At 71.0% G+C, this 21,219-nt stretch carries 21 protein-coding genes; 8 read left to right on the forward strand and 13 right to left on the reverse strand.

Translation table 11 applies throughout. The annotated features are described in order from the left end of the window. Positions 1–65: 65 nt before the first annotated feature. Together AB0389_RS15935 and AB0389_RS15940 are read right to left on the reverse strand one after the other, a co-directional pair. Positions 66–926, reverse strand: a complete 861-nt coding sequence (locus tag AB0389_RS15935) for a DUF3152 domain-containing protein (protein ID WP_366395980.1) — start codon at positions 924–926, stop codon at positions 66–68. A gap of 215 nt (positions 927–1,141) precedes the next feature. Next, the gene (locus AB0389_RS15940; RefSeq protein WP_366395981.1) at positions 1,142–1,555 is read right to left on the reverse strand and encodes a DUF3151 domain-containing protein; all 414 of its coding nucleotides are present in this window, start codon (positions 1,553–1,555) and stop codon (positions 1,142–1,144) included. An 83-nt stretch (positions 1,556–1,638) separates the two neighbouring features. Here AB0389_RS15940 and AB0389_RS15945 point away from each other — a divergent pair, with 83 nt between their 5' ends. After that, positions 1,639–1,893 carry a type II toxin-antitoxin system prevent-host-death family antitoxin gene (locus AB0389_RS15945; protein WP_366395982.1) on the forward strand — a complete coding sequence of 85 codons (255 nt, stop codon included), beginning with the start codon at positions 1,639–1,641 and terminating at the stop codon, positions 1,891–1,893. After that, a complete protein-coding gene (locus AB0389_RS15950) occupies positions 1,890–2,330 on the forward strand; it encodes a PIN domain-containing protein (protein WP_366395983.1) in 441 nt (146 codons plus the stop codon). Before AB0389_RS15945 ends, AB0389_RS15950 begins: the two co-directional genes overlap by 4 nt. Here AB0389_RS15950 and AB0389_RS15955 read toward each other — a convergent pair. Beyond that, a complete protein-coding gene (locus AB0389_RS15955; RefSeq protein WP_366395984.1) occupies positions 2,287–3,819 on the reverse strand; it encodes a DHA2 family efflux MFS transporter permease subunit in 1,533 nt (510 codons plus the stop codon). The genes AB0389_RS15950 and AB0389_RS15955 overlap by 44 nt on opposite strands. 71 nt (positions 3,820–3,890) lie before the next feature. Beyond that, complete coding sequence (locus AB0389_RS15960) at positions 3,891–4,331, reverse strand: DUF2000 domain-containing protein (protein ID WP_366395985.1); 441 nt, start codon at positions 4,329–4,331, stop codon at positions 3,891–3,893. A 49-nt stretch (positions 4,332–4,380) separates the two neighbouring features. Between AB0389_RS15960 and AB0389_RS15965 the strand changes: the two genes are divergently transcribed. After that, complete coding sequence (locus tag AB0389_RS15965) at positions 4,381–5,229, forward strand: AraC family transcriptional regulator (protein ID WP_366395986.1); 849 nt, start codon at positions 4,381–4,383, stop codon at positions 5,227–5,229. A gap of 94 nt (positions 5,230–5,323) precedes the next feature. On the opposite strand, the gene fbaA is transcribed toward AB0389_RS15965, so the two are convergent. The 6 genes from fbaA to AB0389_RS15995 all read right to left on the reverse strand — a co-directional run bounded on the left by fbaA (position 5,324) and on the right by AB0389_RS15995 (position 11,526). Then, positions 5,324–6,355 (reverse strand): class II fructose-bisphosphate aldolase, encoded by a 1,032-nt coding sequence (gene fbaA / locus AB0389_RS15970; RefSeq protein ID WP_366395987.1) that lies wholly within the window; start codon positions 6,353–6,355, stop codon positions 5,324–5,326. Positions 6,356–6,623: 268 nt separating this feature from the next. Further along, positions 6,624–7,163, reverse strand: a complete 540-nt coding sequence (pyrE, locus tag AB0389_RS15975) for an orotate phosphoribosyltransferase (RefSeq protein WP_366395988.1) — start codon at positions 7,161–7,163, stop codon at positions 6,624–6,626. 82 nt (positions 7,164–7,245) lie between these two features. Further along, entirely contained in the window at positions 7,246–8,043 is a 798-nt protein-coding gene (locus tag AB0389_RS15980; RefSeq protein ID WP_366395989.1) for an aldose 1-epimerase, read from the reverse strand. 9 nt (positions 8,044–8,052) lie between these two features. After that, positions 8,053–9,069 carry a carbon monoxide dehydrogenase gene (locus AB0389_RS15985; protein WP_366395990.1) on the reverse strand — a complete coding sequence of 339 codons (1,017 nt, stop codon included), beginning with the start codon at positions 9,067–9,069 and terminating at the stop codon, positions 8,053–8,055. A gap of 94 nt (positions 9,070–9,163) precedes the next feature. Continuing rightward, positions 9,164–10,840 (reverse strand): polyamine aminopropyltransferase, encoded by a 1,677-nt coding sequence (locus AB0389_RS15990; protein WP_366396072.1) that lies wholly within the window; start codon positions 10,838–10,840, stop codon positions 9,164–9,166. A 110-nt stretch (positions 10,841–10,950) separates the two neighbouring features. Then, positions 10,951–11,526: a DUF2617 family protein gene (locus AB0389_RS15995; protein ID WP_366395991.1), complete on the reverse strand. Its 576-nt coding sequence runs from the start codon at positions 11,524–11,526 to the stop codon at positions 10,951–10,953. A 1,030-nt stretch (positions 11,527–12,556) separates the two neighbouring features. Between AB0389_RS15995 and AB0389_RS16000 the strand changes: the two genes are divergently transcribed. Together AB0389_RS16000 and tpx are read left to right on the forward strand one after the other, a co-directional pair. After that, positions 12,557–13,711: a pyridoxal phosphate-dependent aminotransferase gene (locus AB0389_RS16000; protein WP_366395992.1), complete on the forward strand. Its 1,155-nt coding sequence runs from the start codon at positions 12,557–12,559 to the stop codon at positions 13,709–13,711. Positions 13,712–13,767: 56 nt separating this feature from the next. Further along, on the forward strand, positions 13,768–14,271 hold the full coding sequence (tpx, locus tag AB0389_RS16005) for a thiol peroxidase (protein WP_366395993.1): 504 nt from the start codon (positions 13,768–13,770) through the stop codon (positions 14,269–14,271). A gap of 59 nt (positions 14,272–14,330) precedes the next feature. On the opposite strand, the gene AB0389_RS16010 is transcribed toward tpx, so the two are convergent. Then, on the reverse strand, positions 14,331–14,603 hold the full coding sequence (locus AB0389_RS16010; protein ID WP_366395994.1) for a hypothetical protein: 273 nt from the start codon (positions 14,601–14,603) through the stop codon (positions 14,331–14,333). 248 nt (positions 14,604–14,851) lie between these two features. Beyond that, positions 14,852–15,193 (reverse strand): hypothetical protein, encoded by a 342-nt coding sequence (locus tag AB0389_RS16015; protein ID WP_366395995.1) that lies wholly within the window; start codon positions 15,191–15,193, stop codon positions 14,852–14,854. A 1,084-nt stretch (positions 15,194–16,277) separates the two neighbouring features. Between AB0389_RS16015 and AB0389_RS16020 the strand changes: the two genes are divergently transcribed. The 3 genes from AB0389_RS16020 (at position 16,278) to AB0389_RS16030 (ending at position 19,254) form a co-directional block, all read left to right on the forward strand. Then, positions 16,278–17,111 carry a helix-turn-helix transcriptional regulator gene (locus AB0389_RS16020; protein WP_366395996.1) on the forward strand — a complete coding sequence of 278 codons (834 nt, stop codon included), beginning with the start codon at positions 16,278–16,280 and terminating at the stop codon, positions 17,109–17,111. Then, complete coding sequence (locus AB0389_RS16025; RefSeq protein ID WP_366395997.1) at positions 17,108–17,320, forward strand: DUF397 domain-containing protein; 213 nt, start codon at positions 17,108–17,110, stop codon at positions 17,318–17,320. Before AB0389_RS16020 ends, AB0389_RS16025 begins: the two co-directional genes overlap by 4 nt. 857 nt (positions 17,321–18,177) lie before the next feature. Continuing rightward, positions 18,178–19,254, forward strand: a complete 1,077-nt coding sequence (locus tag AB0389_RS16030) for an aminoglycoside phosphotransferase family protein (RefSeq protein ID WP_366395998.1) — start codon at positions 18,178–18,180, stop codon at positions 19,252–19,254. Between the two features lie 1,220 nt (positions 19,255–20,474). Here the strand turns inward: AB0389_RS16030 and AB0389_RS16035 are convergent. Then, a complete protein-coding gene (locus AB0389_RS16035; protein WP_366395999.1) occupies positions 20,475–21,113 on the reverse strand; it encodes a MarR family transcriptional regulator in 639 nt (212 codons plus the stop codon). Positions 21,114–21,219: the final 106 nt, after the last annotated feature.

Below are 21,219 nucleotides of genomic sequence, written 5' to 3' on the forward strand. Positions count from 1 at the left end.
CTCGGACGAGCGGCCCCTCGGACGAGCGGTCCCTCGGCCGACCGGTCCCTCGGCCGACCGGTCCCTCAGACGAGCGGCCCCTCGATGAACTCCCCGTCCTCGTCGTACGGCCACGCGTTGGACCGGCACCCGTCGAGGCCCTTGATCTGCTGCATCATCACGGGCGCGAGTTTGCCGGGGCCGCCGCAGCCCATGTGCTGGCGGATGCCGATCTCGTGCCCGACCTCGTGGTTGATGATCAGGTGCCGGTACTCGGTCGGCGGCCCGTCGAACATGGGCGAGCCGAGCATCCAGCGCCGCAGATTGACCACGACACCGTCGGTGGTCTCGCAGTTCAGCTCGCCACGGGTGTTGAGTCCCTGCTGGGCACAGAGTTTGTCGGCGGTGGTGGGGGTGGCGATCCGGATGATGAAGTCCGCCTCCTTGCCCCCGGAGACCAGCTGGAAGGAGCCCCGGCCGTGCGCGGCCCAGCCGAGCGGATGGGCCAGGATCTCCTGGATCTCGGCGGCGGCGCCCTCGGCCGAGATGTCGATCCCGTCCTCGACCTCCACGAGGTAGCGGCGGAGCGGCCCGGTGCCGGTCTTCTTCCCCTGCGCCTCCGCGGCGGTGAAGGTGCCGGGCCCGGAGACGGGAACGGTGGTGGGCGTGGGCGTGGGGGTGGGAGTCGGAGAGGGCGTCACCGCGGCCTCGACGGAGGGCGAGGCCGAGACCGGGGGCGAGTCCGGGGCCACCTGCGCGCCCGTACCAGGGGCGGGTGCGGAGGCCCCGGGGGCCGCGTCCGCACCCGTACCCCCGACGCCCCGCCAGGAGGCGATGGCGACGCCACCGCCCACCACCACGGTGGCCAGGACCAGCCCCACCACGGCCAACGGCGCGGACTGCCGACGCCGACGGCGGCCTTGGACGGTCACACCACGCTGGCCCACAGACGGTCTCCTTGTTCGACAGAGCGTGCGATCGAACAAGCGAAGGCCCGCGCCCTGGGATACGGGCGGGGCCTTCGTACGGTTCCGTTTTCACGCAGTGACGAGACTCACGAGTGCCGAACGGAACGGGGCACACGCAACGGAACTCGCCCCGCGACGGGCGGTGCTGTCAGCGGAGGATGCCGTCAGCGAGGGTGGCGTCAGCCGAGGTGGCGTCAGCCGAGGGTGTCGGCCGCCAGCGGCGAGGAATCGCGCAGGAACGTCGCGCAGCGCTCGTACTCCGCCTGCTCACCGATCGCCTGCGCGGCCCGGGCGAGCGCGTGCAGCGCGCGCAGGAAGCCACGGTTCGGCTCGTGCTCCCACGGCACGGGCCCGTGCCCCTTCCAGCCACTGCGCCGCAACGAGTCGAGCCCCCGGTGGTACCCGGTCCGCGCGTACGCGTACGACTCGACGACCCGCGTGCCCTCGAACGCGTCATCGGCGAGCTGCGCCCAGGCGAGCGAGGACGTCGGGTACTTCGCCGCGACCTCGGCGGGCGGCGTACCGTTCGCGAGCAGCTCACGCGGCTCGGGATCATCGGGCAGCTGGGTGGGGGGCGGTCCCCCCAGGAGGTTTTCGTGGATGGCCATACCTACAGTCTGCCCTGCCCGGCCGGAGCCCCGGTCCCACCGGCGGAAGCCGTATGTAGTACACAGGTAGTACATTTGGTTTCATGGACACAGCCACCGCCCGGGAGTTCAACCAGCAGTCCGCGCGCATCCTTGCCGCCGCGGAGCAGGGGCACGCCATAGCGGTGACCAAGAACGGCCGTCACATCGCGACCCTCGTGCCGGCGGACCACTCCGACCCGATCCCCCTGCACCCCACGGACCCGATGGGCGACGACGACGATCTGCCGCTCTTCGACGGCCCGGCCGATCTCTCGTCCCGCACGGACGAATTCCTGCGTCAGGGGTTCGGCGCGTGAGCGCCGCCGTGGCCATCGCCGACACCTCGGCACTGCTTGCGGTCTTCAACAGCAATGACGCGGAGCACCACGCCTGCCGCAAGGCACGGGCGCAGATCGGGCACCTGGTGATCTCCCCGCTGGTCCTGGCCGAGCTGGACTATCTGGTGACCACCAGAATCGGTGCGCCAACAGCGCTCCGCATTCTCGACCATGTCATGGAGAAGGTCGATGTGCGCCGCTACGAGGTACCCGAGATCGCGCCGCATCTCCGCAGCGCCCGGGCCCTCATGTCCCGGCACCAGGACATGGAGATCGGTCTGACCGACGCCATGAACGCCGCGCTCGCCGCGGAGTTCCGTACCGACGCCGTCTTCACGCTCGACCGCCGGCACTTCCGTGTGATCCGTCCTCTCACCGGTCACCAGGGCTTCCGTCTGCTGCCCGACGATCTGTAGCCGCGTATCCCCGTTCCCCCTCCAGCGGCGGCGCCGTCAGCCCGCAGTGGACGTGGCACTCGGGCCGGACCGGCGCCGGAACCTCCGCCGGCGCCGGGGCCTCAGCGGATGCCGGGGCCCGGGCGGGCGGCCTGGCCGGGGTGCGTACGGTGGTCCAGGCGATCAGCGCCCCCAGCACCAGCACCCCCGCGCACATCGGCATCGCGCGCCGGAACGTGGCGCCGAACTCCGCCGCCGAGCGGTACGCCTCCGGGCCCATGCCCGCCAGCAGCGGCAGCGCGGCGACCGCGAGCAGTCCGGCCGCGCGGGCGGCGGCGTTGTTGATGCCGCTGGCCAGCCCGGCGCGCGCGGTGTCCACGGAGCCGAGCACGGTCGCCGTCAGCGGCGCGACCAGCGAGACCATCCCCATCCCCATGACCACCAGCGCCGGCAGCACATCCGCGAGATACGCGGCGCCCTCGCCCACGCGCAGCATCAGCAGCATCCCGCCGGCGCACAGCAGCGGACCGACGGTCAGCGGGATACGCGGCCCGATGCGCTCGGCCAGCGCGCCGGAGCGCGCGGACAGCAGCAGCATCAGCACCGTCGTCGGCAGCAGCGCCGCCCCCGCGCCGAGCGCCGAGTACCCCACGACGACCTGGAGCTGGAGCGCGGCGAGGAAGAAGAACCCGCCGAACGCCGCGTACACGCAGAGCGTGACCAGATTGACCGAGGTGAACAGCCGGGACCGGAAGATCGGCAGCGGCAGCATCGGATCGGGCCGCCGCCGTTCCACCCGTACGAAGGCGACCGCCACCAGCACCCCCACCAGCCCCGCCCACCACACCCGCCCAATGAGCGCATACGTCACCAGCGCCAGCGCCACCGCCCCCAGCCCGGCCCCCAGCGCGTCGAACCGGCCGTGCGCCGCCGGGTCCCTGGTCTCCGGTACGTGCCGCAGCGCCACCGGCACACACAGCGCGGCCAGCGGCACATTGATCAGGAACACCCACCGCCAGCCGGGCCCGTCGACCAGCCAGCCGCCCAGGAACGGGCCGACCGCCGCCCCGACCCCGCCGAGCCCCGACCAGACCCCGACGGCCCGCGCCCGGTCGTCCGGGTGGAAGCTCGCCTGGATGATCGCCAGCGACCCCGGCACCAGCAGTGCCCCACCCACCCCCTGCAACGCACGGGCCACGATCAGCACCGCCGCCCCGGGCGCCACCCCGCACAGCAGCGACCCCGCCGCGAACCACACCACCCCCACCACGAACACCCGCCGCCGCCCGTACCGGTCACCCAGCGCCCCGCCCAGCAGGATCAGCCCGGCCAGCGTCAGCATGTAGGCGTTCACGGTCCACTGGAGAACGGCCAGATCCGCGTTGAGCGACTTCCCGATGTGCGGCAGCGCCACATTGACCACGGTCGAGTCCAGCAACGCCATGCTCGACCCGAGCACCGTAGTGAAAACCACCCACCGCCCCCGCCCCGAGGCCAGCCTGATCTCCATACGTGGATCATCCCCGCCCCTCGCACGGGCGGCGAGCGGGCAGCGGCGGCCGGCCCGGACGAACGGCCCTCTCAGGGGTGCATCCGCGCGCCCTTGAAGACCTTGTCCACCGCGTTGCGCGGCCCGTAAACGGCCAGCCCCACCAGATCGAGCTGCTCCCCGCCCACGGCCCGCACCGCCGCCCTGTTGTCCCGGTCGTTGCCCGTGCCGAACAGATCCGAGGTGAACACGGCCCTCGGCAGCGCGCGGGACAGCGCGCGTCCGTGCGCGGCGGTCAGCGTCTCCTTCGCCCCCTCGAAGACCAGCACGGGCTGCCGGAACATCGGCAGATACGCGGTGTCGTCGGCGTCCGCGTACGGCTCGCCGATCACCTCGGGGACGGCCGTACCGAGCCCGCTGACCAGGAAGGCGGTCACATTCAGCCGCTGCCAGGACTCGAGGTCGTCGCGCAGCAGGACAGCGATCTTGGTGTCGAAACGCACCGGCGTCTCGTCTTCGGTTCTGGTTCTCATGCTTCGAGACTCCGGGATGCCCACCCACACCGTCTTGTACGTTGTTAACGTGACGCCTCGGCCGGAGATCTCCGCCTGGCGCCCGCCCGTGGCGGGTGTCGTGGAGGTCTTCCACGCCCACTTCACCGAGCACGCGTACCCCATGCACGTCCACGACTCCTGGACCCTGCTGATCGTCGACGACGGCGCGATCCGCTACGACCTGGACCGCTTCGAGCGCGCCACCCCGCGCGAAACCGTGAGCCTGCTCCCGCCCCAGGTCCCGCACAACGGCTCCCCCGCCACCCCGCACGGCTTCCGCAAGCGCGTGATCTACCTCGACATGACGCAGCTGGACGAGCGCTTCATCGGACCCGCGGTGGACGGCCCCGACCTCACCGATCCCGTCCTGCGCCGACGCGTCGGACAGCTGCACACGGCCCTCGCGGACCCGGGCGACGAGTTCGAGGCGGAGAGCAGGCTCGCCCTCATCAGCGAGCGGCTGCGCGAGCATCTGCGCCCCAGCCCGACCTTCGGAGCCGCGCGCCCCGGCCTCGGCACCCGTACCGAGGCCGGCACCGGCACCGGCACCCGCACGAGCATCGCCCAGAGCCTGCGGGACCTCCTCGACGAGCGGCTGCTCGAAGGCATCGCCCTGGCGGAGGCCGCGCGCCTGGTCCACGCCCACCCCGTGCATCTCGTACGCGCCTTCAGCGGCGCCTTCGGCATCGCCCCGCACCAGTACCTGATGTCCCGCCGCGTCAGCCTGGCCCGCCGTCTGCTGCTCGACGGACAGCCGGCGGGCGACGTCGCGACCGCCGCCGGCTTCTACGACCAGTCCCACCTCACCCGGCACTTCAAGCGCATCGTGGGCACCACCCCGGGCCGCTACGCCGGCGCCGGCGGGAAGGCCGCGTAGTACACACAGCGGCGCCGGCCCGCTCAGCAGCGGACCGGCGCACACGCGGAGCGGGCCCGAGAGGCCCGACCACCGCACTACTTGATCATTCGCACTACTTGATCTTGGTGCCCGTCGAACGGAGCGCCGCGCACGCCTCGGTGACGCGCTTGGCCATGCCGGCCTCGGCCAGCTTGCCCCAGGTGCGGGGGTCGTACGTCTTCTTCGAGCCGACCTCGCCGTCGACCTTCAGCACACCGTCGTAGTTGCGGAACACGTGGTCCACGACGGGGCGGGTGAAGGCGTACTGGGTGTCGGTGTCGAGGTTCATCTTCACGACGCCGTTCTCCAGCGCGGTGGCGATCTCCTCGGCCGTGGAGCCGGAGCCGCCGTGGAAGACGAAGTCGAAGGGCTGGCTGCCGGCGGGCTTGCCGTACTTCGAACCGACGCCCTCCTGGAGGGACTTGAGCAGCTCGGGACGGAGCACGACATTGCCCGGCTTGTAGACGCCGTGGACGTTGCCGAAGGACGCGGCCAGCAGGTAGCGGCCCTTCTCGCCCAGGCCGAGGGCCTCGGCGGTGCGCAGCGCGTCGTCGACGGTGGTGTACAGCTCGTCGTTGATCTCGTGGCTGACGCCGTCCTCCTCGCCGCCGGTCGGGGTGATCTCGACCTCAAGGATGATCTTCGCGGCGGCGGCCTTGGCGAGCAGCTCCTCACCGATGGCGAGGTTGTCGGCCAGGGTCTCGGCGGAGCCATCCCACATGTGCGACTGGAAGAGCGGGTTACGGCCGGCCTTCACGCGCTCGGCGGAGATGTCGAGCAGCGGGCGGACATAGCCGTCCAGCTTGTCCTTGGGACAGTGGTCGGTGTGCAGCGCGACGGTGATGTCGTACTTGGCGGCGACGATGTGCGCGAACTCGGCGAGCGCGACCGCGCCGGTCACCATGTCCTTGTTGTACTGGCCGCCGAGGAACTCCGCACCACCCGTGGACATCTGGATGATGCCGTCGCTCTCGGCCTCCGCGAAGCCGCGCAGCGCAGCGTGCAGGGTCTGGGTCGAGGTGACATTGATGGCCGGGTAGGCGAACTTGCCTGCCTTGGCCCGGTCGAGCATCTCGTTGTAGACGTCTGGGGTTGCGATGGGCATCGGGCCGCTCCTTGTGATGTGCGGGTATGAGGTGCTTGTCCCTGACCTAGGGGGCATCCCCCGGGGGCGACGTCATCGTCGCCCCCATCTTTCCAGACTCCTCCGCGGGCTCCACGGTGGTCCTGGCCGTTTCACGTGAAACAGCCCAGCGGGGACCCCGGCGAGGGCCCCAGCGCATGAAGAAGCCGCAGCTCAGAGGCCGAGACGGGGCTGTCGGTCGACCGCCGGCTGACGGTCGGCCGACTGCCGGCCGACTGCCGGCCGACCGTCAGCCGAGGTCCAGCTCGTCGAGACCGTACACATTGATGTACGGAAGCCCCGCCTCGGCGATCTTCGGAGCCGCGCCCCGCTCCACGATGACCGCGACCGCGACGACCTCACCGCCCGCCTCCCGTACCGCCTCGACCGCGGTCAGCGGCGAGCCGCCCGTGGTCGAGGTGTCCTCGACCACCAGGCAGCGGCGACCCTTCACGTCCGTGCCCTCGATCCGGCGCTGGAGGCCGTGCGCCTTCTGCGCCTTGCGGACGACGAACGCGTCGAGCCGCTTCCCGCGCGCGGCGGAGGCGTGCAGCATCGACGTCGCGACCGGGTCGGCGCCCAGCGTCAGTCCGCCGACGCAGTCGAAGTCCAGCTCGGCGGTGGCGTCGAGCATGACCTGACCGACCAGCGGCGCGGCGTGGCCGTCCAGCGTGATCCGGCGGAGGTCGATGTACCAGTCCGCCTCCAGCCCCGAGGAGAGGGTCACCTTGCCGTGCACCACGGCCTTGTCCTTGATCAGCTGGAGCAGCTCAGCCCGTACGTCAGTCATGGCCATGAGCTTACGTCCGCCCGGGACCCGCCCCTCCTCGGAGCCTTCGCCCACCCCTCCTCGAAGCCTTCGCCCGGCTTCCTCAGAGCCGTCGCCAGCTCCACGTCGACGCGATCTCCAGCGGTTCGATCTGCGTGACGAGCCGGGGCAGCGTGTTGAGCCCGTTCGGCGGGCCCGACTGCGGCTCCACACAGACCGCCTCCGCCTGCTCGTCGTACATCACCACCCACTCGGCGCGGCTCTTCACCGTCAGCTCCAGCTGCTCGGGCCAGGTGAGCTTCACGTCCACCCCGTCCGGCATCCCGAAACAGTCGTCCCACGGCCCGGGGAGCGGCGCGATCCTGCGGCCGGTCGGCAGATGGTCGTCACCGCGCTCCTCCTGCCACTCGGGCGAGAAGTCGATCTCCACCTCGCGCCCGCCCGCCAGGCTGCGCTGGAACCACGGGTGCCAGCCGGCCTGCGCCGGGAAGGAGGTGTCGTGCGCCTCGACGCCGAGCGTGAGCGTCAGAGCGTCCTCGGTCAGCTCGAAGAGCTGGGTGACCCGGCCGCGGTACGGCCACGGGTCGGCCAGGTCGTACGTGAACGCCGCCTCGCTCTTGCCCGCGCTCGCGGTGCTCCAGGCGGTGTTGCGGCCGGTGCCGTGGATGGCGTGCGGCGGGGAGTTGAGCGGCATCTGGTGCTGCTCGTCGCCGTTCCTGAACCGCCCGTTCTCGATCCGGCCGCACCACGGCACCATCGGGAAGCAGCCGTACCGCTCCCCTTGGCGCAGCAGTTCGGTCCCGCCGATGCGCAGGCTGCTGATCCGGCAGCCGTTCGCCGGGTTGATGGTCAACTCGGCGTCGCCCGCCGCCAGTCGGATGCTCTCTTCGCTGCTACTCACACCCCGACATTACCGGCGACGCCGCAGCGCGCGCCCGACCACCACGGCCGAAGCCAGCGCGAGCGCGGCGGCGGGCGCGATCCAGCGGAGGGTGCCCCCGCCGCCGACCGTGTCGGGCGCGGGCACCGGCGCGTAACGGCCGCGTGGCGGGGCGTGGTCGACCTCCTCGGCGCTGCGTCCGATCATGGTGCGGCGGGCGTGGGCGGCCTCGGCGGGCGGCTCGCCGGAGGGGGTTCCGGGGATCCCCGGGATCCCGGGGATGTGGAAGTCCCCGGTGCTGTAGACGGTCTCGCCCTGGGGGCCGTCGAATCCGCCCAGTTGCTCCAGACCTTCGAGGTCGCCCAGATCGCCCAGCCCTTCCAGGTCCTCCAGTTCCCCAAGACCGTCCACCCCGTCCACCGCGTCCACCACGTCCGCCGCGTCCGCCGCGTCGTGCTCTTCGGGCTGCGCCGGCTTCGGCTTCTCGGGTCTCTCCGGACTGCCGGGCCTCTCCGTTGCGGACTCCTCCGCCAGCCGCACGACGATACGGACCAGCAGCCGGCCCGCGGCGACCCTGACCGTTTCGGCGGGAAGCTCCGCCAGCCGGCCCTCCGCCCGCGCGCCCCCCGTGAGAGCGACCGTCGCGCCGCCCGTGCCGCCCGTGCCGCCCTCGCCTCCCTCGCCATCCGAGCCGCCCGCGCCGTCGTTCCGTGGCACGTCCGTCACCCGGAGGGTGAGCGTCAGCTTGGCGGAGCCCGTACCCCGGACCTCCACGCCCTCGCCCGTCACGTCGAAGGCGCCGTCCCGCTCGGTGAGCGTCAGCGCGCCGCGGTAGGTGATCGTATGGCCGCCGATCCGCATCTTCATACGCCCGGACAGCGACCGCGCCCCTGCCCCCGACTCCTCAGCCCCTTCGGCGTCCTGGTCGTCCTGGGCGTCCTGGGCGTCCTGTTGGAGCCCGGGAACGCAGCGGGCGACCCGGGCAGGGTCCCGCAACGTCTGCCGGAGTGCCTCTGCCGAAACCGGAACGAACACCTCAAGCTCCATGGAACCCGAGGGTAGTGCCGTACGGCCGGAGCGGGGAGCTTCTTGGCACAGGTCGTACGGGACGCTCCCGCCCGCAGCCGGGGCGGCTCCCGCCTCACTCCGCGTAGCGCGGATGCACCAGCGTCGACGGCGCCGCCCCGGACACCCGCGTCTCCTCCGCCTCCCGCGCCCCCGCCGCCAGGGCCGACACCGTCAGCGACCGCAGCGCGGGCGCGTCCGGCGCGAGCGCGAGGGGTGGCCGCGCGCCCACCCTGGCCAGCTCGAAGCCCCAGTCGTCCGGCGCCTCCCCGCCGCGCTTCGCCCGGTCGGGCCCGGCGGTGAAGCCGGGTGGCCGGCCCGCCACCCGGTACGGGCTCGTCCCGAACCCGGCCGCGCGCAGGGTCGCGTCGACCGTCCAGTACGTACGCGGCCGGGCCGTGGGCGACCCGGAGTGCACCGCGAGCCGCCCGCCGTCAGCGAGCACGCGCGCGGCGAGGCCGTAGAACTCCTCCGAGTACAGCTTGGTGCTGGGCGTGATGCCGGGGTTCGGCAGATCGCAGATCACCACGTCGTACCCGGCCGGTGCCCCCTCGGACCAGCCCGCCCCCTCCGCCCGTTCAGCGCCCTCCGCCCGTTCCGCCCCCTCCGCCCGTTCCGCGCGCAGCAGGCTGAACGCGTCCCCGTACACCACCCGCAGCCGGGGGTCGTCATACGCGTGCCCGTTGAGCGCCGACAGCGCCGGATCCGTACGGGCCAGCCGTACGACGCCCGGGTCCAGCTCGACCAGGGTGACCGCGCGGACGTCCCCGTACCGCAGCACCTCGCGCGCGGCCAGGCCGTCGCCGCCGCCGAGGATCAGCACGCGCGCGTGGGGCCCGAGCATCGCGGGGTGCACCAGCGCTTCGTGGTACCGGAACTCGTCGCGCGCGCTGACCCGCAGCCGTCCGTCGAGATACAGCTCCAGCGGCGCGTCCCGAGCGTTCCCGCCGCCGACGGAACCCCCGCCCCCGCCCCCGTCCCCGCCCTTCCCCTCACCCCCGGTCAGCACGACCTCCTGCACCTCCGTATGGACGGCGACCCGCACCCCGTCCCCGTACACCGCGCGCCGCGCCGCCCGTTCGAAGTCGTCCACCAGGGCGGCGGCCGTGGCGAGTACGGCCAGCACCAGCAGGTTCACGATCACCAGCACCCACCGCGAGCGCGGCGTCAGATCGCGCCCGAAGAGACACAGGACGAGCGCCCCGCCCGCCACCACGTTCACCGCGCCCGTCAGCAGCGCGCCCGTCAACTGCCCGAGCCGGGGCAGCAGCAGGAACGGGAAGGCGAGCCCGCCGATGAGCGCGCCCACGTAGTCCGCGGCGAAGAGGTCCGCGACGGTCCCGTCCGCCTCCTGCCGGGAGAACCGCTGGATGAGCGTCATCAACAGCGGCATCTCCGCGCCGATGAGCCCGCCGATGGCCAGGGAGAACCCCACCATCGCGTACCGCGCCTCGCCCATCCACGCGAACGCGGCGTACAGCACCAGAGCCGAGCAGCCGCCGAGCAGCGCGAGCCCCGCCTCCAGCAGCCCGAACCCGAACGCCGCCCGGCACCGCAGCCGCTTGGCGCAGAGCGACCCGATGCCCATCGCGAAGACCATGACCGACAGCACGACGGACGCCTGGGTGACGGAATCACCGATCAGATACGAGGCGAGCGCGACCAGCTCCAGCTCGTACACCAGTCCGCACGCCGAGCAGATGAAGACCACGGTGAGGATCAGAAAGCGGGCGGCGGCGGCCCGATCACCCAGCCGCGACCGAAGCCGCAGTCGAAGCCGCGAACGATTCCGCACCCCCGGCAACCGGCCCCGGGGCAGCCGCGCGCCACCACGGGGCGGCGAGGACGCGGGCTGCTGCTGGATCACACCCGTAACGCTACGTCACGCATACATTCCGGTTTGTCACCCACAAGGGTGTAATCAGCCACGGCAGGCATACGTACGCCGACGCGCGTCCGCGTCACGACGAGCCGCCCTTCCTGTGGATACGCGTGCCACGTACGCCACCTCACCTGCCCCTCGTCGCGCTGCGCCAGCATCGCCGTAAACGCGTTGGGGTCACCGGGGAACGTACCTGCTAGCCCGTTCGGGTGATCCGCGACCAGCGCGAGCAGCTCCTGCGCGCGCCCCGCGAACGAGCTGTGCGAGAGCGTCTCGACGCGCGCGGCGAATTCGTACTCCCACTCCCCCAGCCGCTTCGACACCCCGAGCGGCAGCGGTGTGCTGCTGCCGGGGATGCAGGCGACGGTCTCGGAGCAGGTGCCCCCCTCCTCCTCCAGAATCACCTGGTGGGAGGCGCCGAGCAGCCTCAGCTGAACCCCGGCACCGGCGAGATCGAGGTCGAGGACGGCCAGCGCGGGGACGGGGCCCCGGCCCAACGCCCAGGCCAGATCGGCGGCACGGGTGTCGGTGTAGGCGGTATTGAGGGTGGTGAGCATGGGTCGGCTCCGCAAACACGCTTGACGGTGAACCGGGAGGCGTCACGTCGGACGTCCCGGACAATGAGCGAGGGAACTTGTGGGGGGAGATCGCCGGCTCGGTGCCATATGAGGTCCGAGGGCAGGAAGCTCTCAACGACGAGGGAATCACGAGGTACGCGACGCTCGCAGTGTTTTTACCCAACTTGACGGGGTTTCCATCCCCTCGGGGGCCCAAGAGTTCAACTGTTCACAAGAAACAGGTGCATTCACGGCGCGCGTAGGCGCACTTGGCGCCGCCTCGCACCGCCGACCGCCGACCCGCACCGCCGCACCGCACCGCCGACCCTCACCGCCGACGGAAGCCCAACGCGACGGTGCCCGGCGGGATTTGTTCCCCGCCGGGCACCACGGACCGACTGCCCCGTGTCAGTCGCCTCCGTCGCCTCCGTCGCCTCCGTTCAGCTGCCCCCGCCGCCGCAGCCTCCGCCGCCCCCGCACGACGAGTGACCGCCACCGCCGCATGAATGGCCACCGGAGTGGCCGCCGGAATCTCCCGAGTGGCCACCGGAATGACCGTCCGAATGACCGCCCGAATGACCGCCCGAGTGACCGCCCGAGTAACCGTCGGACGAGTAGCCTCCGCCGTTCGGACTGCCCCCGCCGACACCGGACACGCCCCCGCCCCCGCCCGTGGCCCACCAGCTGCGCTCGCTCGACGGGCCGCGCCGCGCGCCACGCCGGTTGATCTTGTTCAGCGCGGGATCCGCCGTCCCCCTCTTCGCCGCGGTACGGCGCCGGCGCGTCTTCCGCTTCTCCCGGCTGCCCATACTCGCGATGACCCCGACGAACGCAACCGCGACCAGCAGGGCCACTACCCCACTCGCACTCACCATCGCCCTCACCCGTCCTTCCGTCCCGCCCGTACGCATCCCCCGAAGCGCGATCCCCCGCTTCTCGCCGTGCGCGGGCGTGATGGGGTTGTCCCCCCGCCGCCACGGACCCAAAGCCGACTTGAGCAACTCCAGAGGTTCGGCGCAGGATGGCCGCCATGACCAAAGAATGGCTCGGCGGCACCACGATCTTCGCGGAGATGTCGGCACTCGCCCTGCGCACCGGCGCGATCAACCTCGGCCAGGGCTTCCCCGACACCGACGGCCCGGAATCCGTACGCGAGGCGGCGGTCCGGGCCCTGCGCGACGGCCGCGGCAACCAGTACCCGCCGGGCCCCGGCGTCCCCGAGCTGCGCACCGCCGTCGCCGACCACCAGCGGCGGCGGTACGGCCTGACGTACGACCCCGACACCGAGATCCTCGTCACGGCCGGCGCCACCGAGGCCATCGCCGCCACGCTGCTCGCGCTCGTCGGACCCGGCGACGAGGTCATCGCCCTGGAGCCGTACTACGACTCGTACGCCGCCTGCATCGGCATGGCGGGCGGCGTACGCGTGCCGGTCACCCTGCGCCCCCGCGACGGCGCGTACCACCTCGACCTGGACGAACTGCGGGACGCCGTCACCGACCGCACCCGTCTCATCCTCCTCAACACCCCCCACAACCCCACCGGCACCGTCCTCACCCGCGCCGAACTCGCCGCCGTCGCGGAACTCGCCGTCGAACGCGATCTGCTCGTCGTCACCGACGAGGTGTACGAGCACCTCGTCTTCGAGGGCGAGCACGTCCCGCTCGCGTCCTTCCCCGGCATGCGCGAGCGCATACTGACGATCAGCAGCGCCGGCAAGACGTTCTCGTTCACCGGCTGGAAGGTCGGCTGGGTCACCGGCGTACCGGCGCTGGTCACGGCCGTACGCTCGGCGAAGCAGTTCCTGACGTACGTGGCTTCAGGCCCGTTCCAGTACGCGATCGCCGAGGCCCTGCGCCTGCCCGACACCTACTTCGACACCCTGCGCGCCGACATGCGCGCCAAGCGCGACATCCTCGCCGACGGCCTGACCGCCGCGGGCTTCGACGTCTACCGCCCGGCGGGCACGTACTTCATCACCACCGACATCCGCCCCCTCGGCGAGACCGACGGCTTCGCCTTCTGCCGCGCGCTGCCGGAGCGCTGCGGGGTGGTGGCCATCCCGAACGCGGTGTTCTACGACCACGAGAAGGAGGGCGCGCCGTTCGTACGGTTCGCGTTCTGCAAGAAGGACGAGGTGCTGCGCGAGGCGGCGCGGCGGCTGCGGAGCCTCGGCGCGGCGTGAGATCGGGAGGCGGTAGCGTCGGAGGCAGTGCGTTTCCCGTAACTCAGGAGGATCACATGCCGAGCACCGTCAATTTCAAGGGCAGCCCCGTCAACGTCAGCGGCGACTTCCCCAAGGTCGGCGCCGAGGCCCCGGCCTTCGAGCTGGTGGCGGGCGACCTCTCGACGGCCACGCTCACGACGTTCGCCGGCCAGCGGAAGGTGCTCAACATCTTCCCGAGCGTCGACACCGGCACCTGCGCCGCGTCGGTCCGTAAGTTCAACGAGGTGGCGGCCGGCCTGGAGAACACCGCGGTGCTCTGCGTCTCGGCGGACCTGCCGTTCGCGCAGGGCCGGTTCTGCGGGGCCGAGGGCCTGGAGAACGTCAAGACCCTCTCCACCTTCCGCAGCCGCGCGTTCGTCGAGAGCTACGGCGTCGACCTCGCCGAGGGCCCCCTCGCCGGCCTCGCGGCCCGCGCCGTGATCGTCCTGGACGAGAACGACAAGGTCATCTACACCGAGCTGGTCGAGGAGATCAGCGAGGAGCCCAACTACGAGGCCGCGCTCGCCGCCCTCAAGTAACCGGCCGACGCGCCGCCCGAAGCACGTCCCGCGCCGAGGGCGGCGCGCACCGCCCGCCCTCAGCGGGGACCGGGCGGCCCCGGCAGTCCCGCCGACCCCGGCACCGGTGCCAGCGACACCCGAAACACCCGCAACACCCACCCGTCGATCCGGTCCGCGAAGTCGCCCACCGACCGGATCCCGAAGGCGGGCAGCGGCCCGGCGTCGTCGAGGTCGAGGTCGATGAGGTAATCCACATCGGCCCAGCCACCCCGGAACAGCACGACGAGCAGCTCGGCGTCCGTACCCACCGGCCCGAGAAGCCGCACACCGACCGAGTCGGGATCCTGCACCAGCGCCCGGTCGGTCCTCAGCCGTACAGGCCACGGCTCCGCCTCGTCCCGCCAGGTAACCGCCCCGACCCGAAGCCTGGCCGCACGCCACCGCGGCAATCACTCGGCCGGCGCGGCGGCGGCTTCGTCGAGGTCGAGGATGCGTTCCATGGCACGGATCGTGCCGTACGCGGACGGAGGAGTACGGACGAGTAAGGAACTACACGGGTGCGGTACTACACGGGTGCGGGACTTACACGCGTGCGGGACTACACCGGCGGAGTCCCGGGCGGACTCTGCGGCTTGGGGCCGGGCGGCAGCGCGGGCCCCTGGTCGGGCGGCATCTTCGGCGGGCCGGGCTTTCCGTGCCTTCCGTCGCACAGCGGCACCATGCGGCGGGTGAGCCGGTAGATTCCGAACGGCGGGAAGAGGTCGACCCGCCGGGGGAAATTCCCCCGGGCGCAGCGCGCGCAGAGCAGATCCCGCACGCTTTCACCGGTATCAGCCGTCCGGATCCGCTCCCGCGCGACGGGATCGACCCAGCACGCCTCGCAGTAACGGCAATCCGTGGCCGACAGCGGAACAGCCGTCGCGCTCGTCGTTCGTGTCATCCTTGACGCCCCTCTCCCTGCGGAACCGAACCGAAAATCCTTGCGTACAAGGCGTCTTCGTCCGCCCGCAACCGCGCGGAAAGGAACGTCTCCCCACGCTGCCGCGCATAAACTCGCTGCCTGAACAATGCCAACCGCGGTGTCGTACGGGCGTGCTCGAAAGCGCGCCGCCGACGACGGCTGAAGCACCTTACCGGCGCGGAGAACTGCCCAAACAGGGCCCACCACATATCCAGTTCGAACGCGGTCCGCCGCACCCAATTCCGCCACCGGCCGAGGACCGCGGGCCACACAAGCCGCACAAGCCGCACAAGCCGCACAAGCCGTACGTGCCATACGTGCCATACGTGCCATACGGTCAGACCCCGCCCCGACTGCTGCGCCGATTCCGCTCGGCGAGCCGCCGGCTGAGCAAGCCATCGGCATTCCCCGGACCAGCGTCCCCGGAGCCGGAGCCCCCGGGACCGGAGTCCGGACACTTCGGCCCACCGCACTCGCACGGCGGCCACCGCAGGACGGACCCGGGGACGAGATCCGCGCCGTCCGCCGCGTCCGGACGAGGCGTGCTGTCGGGACTGTCCGGGCCGTCCGAGCCGTCCGAGCCACCCACGCTCCCGGCCCCCTCCGGCCCGTACGAGTCGGGCCCCTTCCGTGCCATGAGCGCTCCATTCACACCGAATGCTTCCGTCAGCCGCGCCAGCACCCACCGGGCCTCGCTGCTCCCCATCGGTCAACTCCTCGATTCCCCTGAGCCCGCGTTCGACGCGCCTGGCCAACTCCGGCGTAAGAGAGGCGAATTCGCGCGGCACCCAGGAGGGCGTGAGCCGCCAGAACCCGCCGCTTTCGATCAACGTCCGCAGCTCTCGAATGGCTGTTTCATCTACGTCGCGTTTCACCAATGCGTGCACCCTTACTACGGATTGTGAGCGGGGGTGTTCAGAGTGCAATGGCGGACGCTAGATTGGGAAGCCTCCAGCGGCCCAACCTGCGCAGTGGTCGATTCGCTTCGCACGAAACCGCTGTGACCTGCACAGACGTGGGGCGCCGAACCTGATTCCCAGACGCATGGTCAAGGGGTATTTCAATGACCGATCAACAAGAAAGCACCGAAGAGGCAAACAGCCCGCGCGAGCGATTCGGGGAAGCCCTAAGGGATGCAAGGGAGTTGCGGCCCGACGGCAGGTTGTCACAGACGAATCTGGCCAAGCTGGCACGCACATCGAAGTCCACGATCTCCCGCATCGAAAACGCGGTCCCGCCGATTCCGAGCCATCTTCCCGCCCTCTTCGATCAAATCTTCAAAACAGACGGGATTTTCAAGCGCCTGTACGACGAAACACGCGTGAACGACTTCCCCTCGCGGTACCGCCGCCGGATGGCACTGGAAACCCGAGCCATCGCCATCGCCGAGTGGTCACCGAACCTGGTCCCCGGACTCCTCCAGACGGCGGCATACGCGCGCGCACTGTTCAGAGCGGGCAATCCCCGAGCAACTGACCACGAGGTGACGGCCCGGGCGGATGCGCGGATGGCCCGGCAGGAACTGCTGCGCAAGGGGTCGCCTCCAGACCTGTCGATCGTGATCTGCGAGGCAGTGATCAGACGGGCCGTGGGCGGTCCAGAGGTGATGCGGGGCCAGTTGGCAACATTGCTGTCTCAGGGAACCCGTCACACCACCATCGTGCAGGTGCTGCCGTTCAGCACCGGATCACACCTACTCATGGACGGCTCCATGAGCCTCCTGACCGCACCGGACGGCACCCGGGTTGTCTACACGGAGTCACTCAACTCAGCAGTCATCGAGGATGATCCCGCCACGGTCCGGTCAATGTCACGAGCCTACGATGTCCTGACGGCTACGGCTCTTTCGCCGACCGCATCGGCCGAAATGATCCGCGAGCAAATGGAGGCACTGTGACTCAAGATGTCCCACTGCGCAATTGGGTCAAGTCCAGCTACAGCAACCAGGACGGCGGCAACTGCGTCGAGTGGTCCCCCACCCACGCCACCGCCCACGGCACCGTCCCCGTACGCGACTCCAAGCGCCCGCACGGCCCCGAGCTTCTGCTCACCCCGGCCGCCTGGTCAGACCTCGTGACACTCGCCAAGCACACCGAGGGCCTGTAGTCCGCAGGTCAGTACCAAGAGGTAGACAGGGGTGGGCCGGTGGCGGAGGTTGTGGGCGCAGGGCCGCCCCTCCAGCCTTTGAGTGTCGCGCCTCCAGGACAGGAGTAAAGGGCGCTCCTGCGTCGCGTCGGCTGCGCCGATTACGCTTCGCTACACCCTTGACACCTGCCCTTCCGGCGCAAGTGCAGGTGCGGGAGGGGCGGCCGGGGGGAGAGGGTTGCCCGGGGGGCCGGCCGGACTGCCGCTCGGTTCAGGGGCCGTCGGCCCGGCGGACCCTGCGGGGCCGCGCAGCAGAGGAGAGGGGCGCTCCGACACCGGCTCAGCGGCTGACGGTCCGTTGCTGGTTGCGACTCATGCCCCGCTGGTCACCGTTGCGTTGTGGTGCCGGGGAGCTGGACGGGAGTTGCTGTCCGGCCGGGTCCTCGGGCCGGTCCGGGGTCTTCGGGCGGTGCCCGGGAGCAGGGAGTGCGACGTTGGAGCCACATCCGGACCGCCAGACGACCGCAGCGTCACCCTCCTCGGGAACAAGCACCCCACCCCCAACGATATGCCCCATATGAGATAGTTTGGCGGGCGGTTGGGGGCCTCTCCGGACGGCACATGTGTCCTGAGGTGCATTAGACGCACTCCAGGGCCCAAAGACCGCCTCCGGAAGCCCACTTACCGCCACACACGTCCCAGCAGCCCCTGCTCCCACTCCACGGCGACCAGCGGGGGCATGAATCCCAGCAAACAGCGGCCCGTCGGCCGACGGCCGACGGGCAACCCCCTCACCAACCCGGCACCCCGGCCCTGCACCCAGGCATTCGGGACCATAACTACCCGAGAGGGTTTCATCCGAGTGGAAGGATGAGGCCATGGAGTCACCACTTCTGTTCAGTGAAGAGCTGCGGGCCGAGCTGGGTACGCCGCGTAACGCCAGGCGGCTAACCAGCAGTCCGCGCTCGCGGGTGTGGCAGGCCGAGCTGTCCGGCACACCCGTGGTGGTCAAGCAGCTCGTCGAGGGGCCGGAGGCCGCCGACAGGTACGCGCGCGAGGCGACCGCGCTGCGGCTCGCGTCCAGGGTCGAACCACCTGTTGTGCCCAGGCTCCTCGGTACCGACCCCGCCGAAAGGATGCTGGTCCTGGAGTACGTGGACCATCGGCAGCCGGCAGACGACTGGGTGGTCGACTACGCCGAGGCACTCGCCCGGCTCCACGCCTCCGCCACAGCCTCCCCCTCCACCACCGACGGCCCCGGCCCCGGCCCCGCCGCAGCTCTCCCCCAGTGGTCCGGCCCCACCCACAACGACGTCGAATCCTTCCTCCGGCTCGCCCGGACGCTCGGCTGTGCGGTGTCCTCCGGGGTACGGACCGCGCTGGACGACCTCGTGGACCGGCTGGCCCGGCCCCCCGGCCGGCCCGCCCTGCTGCACGGAGACCCCTGCCCCGGCAACGACCTGCACACCGGTGGTGGCGTCAATGGCGGCGGCATCAGGTTCATCGACTTCGAACAGGCCTCACTCGGCGACGGGCTCATGGAACTCGCCTACCTGCGGATCGGCTTTCCGACCTGCTGGTGCGTCACCGCTCCGACCGAGCCACTACTGAACGCGGCGGAGGCGGCCTACCGCACCGCCTGGCACCACGCCACGGGCACCGAGGTCCCGAACGACCTCACCGACGCGTGCGCGGGCTGGCTGATCCGAGGCGACGCGCTGGTCCAGCGCGCGTACCGCGGTGCTACCGACCATCTGGCCAAGATCCCGGACGAGGACTGGGAGTGGGGCACCGCGACGGCCCGGCAGCGGCTCGTCCACCGTCTCGGGGTCATCAACCGCATGGCCACCGACGGCAGCGAACTCGAAGAGCTGGGCCGACTCGCCGGAACCCTGCGCGAGTCAATGCTCACCCACTGGCCCACGCTCCAACCGGTCCCCTCGCAACGCCCCTGAAGCACCGACTCCTGCGTACGCGGGGGACGGTGCGCATTCGCCGCGCTGGACAGGGTGGGCAAGCGTGGTAGAGCCGGACGGACGCAGAAGTGACCGTTCACGCCACTCGAGTCCGTGGCCGCCGGGTTCAACCCGCAGGTCAGTACCAAGAGGCAGACCAGGGTGTACGAGGGCGAGTGTTGAGCGTGGGCCGCCCCCTTCGGCTGTCATTGTCGCGCTTCCGGGCCGGGTATCAAGGGCGCTCCTCCGTCGCGTCGGCTACGCCGATTCCGCTGCGCTCCACCCCTGACACCCAACCCTCCAGCGCAAGTGCAGGAGCAGGGGGGCGGCCGGGGGAAGGGGGGCCCAAGAGGTCCGCTGTCCTACCACTCGGCTCAGGGACCGGCGGCCCGGTGGACCCTGCGGGGCCACGCAGCAGAGGAGAGGGGCGGCCCGACACCGGCTCAGCGGCCAACGGTCCGCCGCTGGCTGCGACACACGCCCCGCTGATCACCGTGGAGTGGGAGCAGAGACTGCTGGGACCCGTGTGGCAACAAGTGGGCTCCCGGAGGCCGTCTTTGCATCCAGAAGGGCGTCTAACGCACCTCAGGACACATGTGCCGCCCGGAGAGACCCCCAACCACCTGCCAAACCAACCCATATGGGACATGTTGACGGGAGTGGGCTCCTCGATCCCGACGACTGCGACGCTGCGACCATCTGACGGGCCCGAAGTGGCTCCAACGTCACACTCCCCGCCCCGGACACCACCCGAAGACCCCGACCGGACACCAGGCACAACCCGCCTCCCGGGCACCACAACGCAACAGTTACCAGCGGGGCATGAATGCCAGCCACCCGGCGGCCGTCAGCCGCCGAGACAAGCCCCGCAGCCCCATGCCACTGCCGCGCAGCCCCGCAGGGACCGGCCGGGCCGCCGGACCCTGAACCGAGTGGCAGCCCGGCCGGTCCCCCGGGCAACCCCCTCCCCCCGGCCGCCCCTCCCACACCCGCACTTGCGACTCCGGGACAGGAGTCAAGGGTGTAGCGAAGCGAAATCGGCGCAGCCGACGCGACGCAGGAGCGCCCTTTACACCTGTCCCGGAGTCGCGACACTCACAGCTGGAGGGGCGGCCCCCCTTCCCAACAACCCGCGCCACCCACCCACCCCACTCAACACTGCTCTAACCTGCACCCGACAACACCCCAGCGACCAGCCGTCGTCGGCATCGGCATCGGCATCACTCCGCAGTCGGCGGCGGCTCGTTGTCGAGGGCCACCAGGCGCGCCGTGACGTCGTCGGCGAAGCGGCCGAGGAGGCGGCCGAAGTCCTGGCGGTCCTGCTGGGGCCAGTCGGCGAGGGCGTCGGCGAACCAGCCGATGATGGTGCCGACGTAGCGTTCGGTCGCCTTCGCGCCGTCGGGGGTCGCCTCGATGAGGCGGGCTCGCTGGTCGTCGGGGTCGGTGACGCGTACCACCAGGCCGCGCCGCTCCAGCTCGTTCACCTGCCGGGTGACGTGCGGGCCCACGACCTGCATCCGCGCGGCGATCTCGCCGATCCTCAGCGGGCGGGCCGCCGTGTGCAGTGACAGGAGTACGCCCATCGCCGGCCGGTCCACGTGGATCGCGGCGGCCTCCATGGCGCGTTCGATCAGCCGGCCACGGTTCATGATGCTGCCGATCTGGGTCAGCCGGGGAAGCACGGCCAGCACCTCCTGCTCACGCAGGCCCTCCCCACGTACGTCATCCTCACGCACACCACCCTCCCCACGTACGTCATCCTCACGCACACCACCCTCCCCACGTACGCCCTCCTCACGTACGCCCTGCTCACGGCCGTCGTCCGGCACCGCCGCCGCGTCCGGCTGCTGTGGATCCATCCCGCATCCCTCGTTAGATACCTAAGTTAGGTATATAGTCATCTCCATGCGCAGCACACCCTCAGTCCGTCGCCGCGCGCTCAATAAAGATACCTAAATTACGTAT

It is taken from the genome of Streptomyces sp. NPDC093109 (assembly GCF_040701725.1).
Lineage (GTDB): Bacteria > Actinomycetota > Actinomycetes > Streptomycetales > Streptomycetaceae > Streptomyces.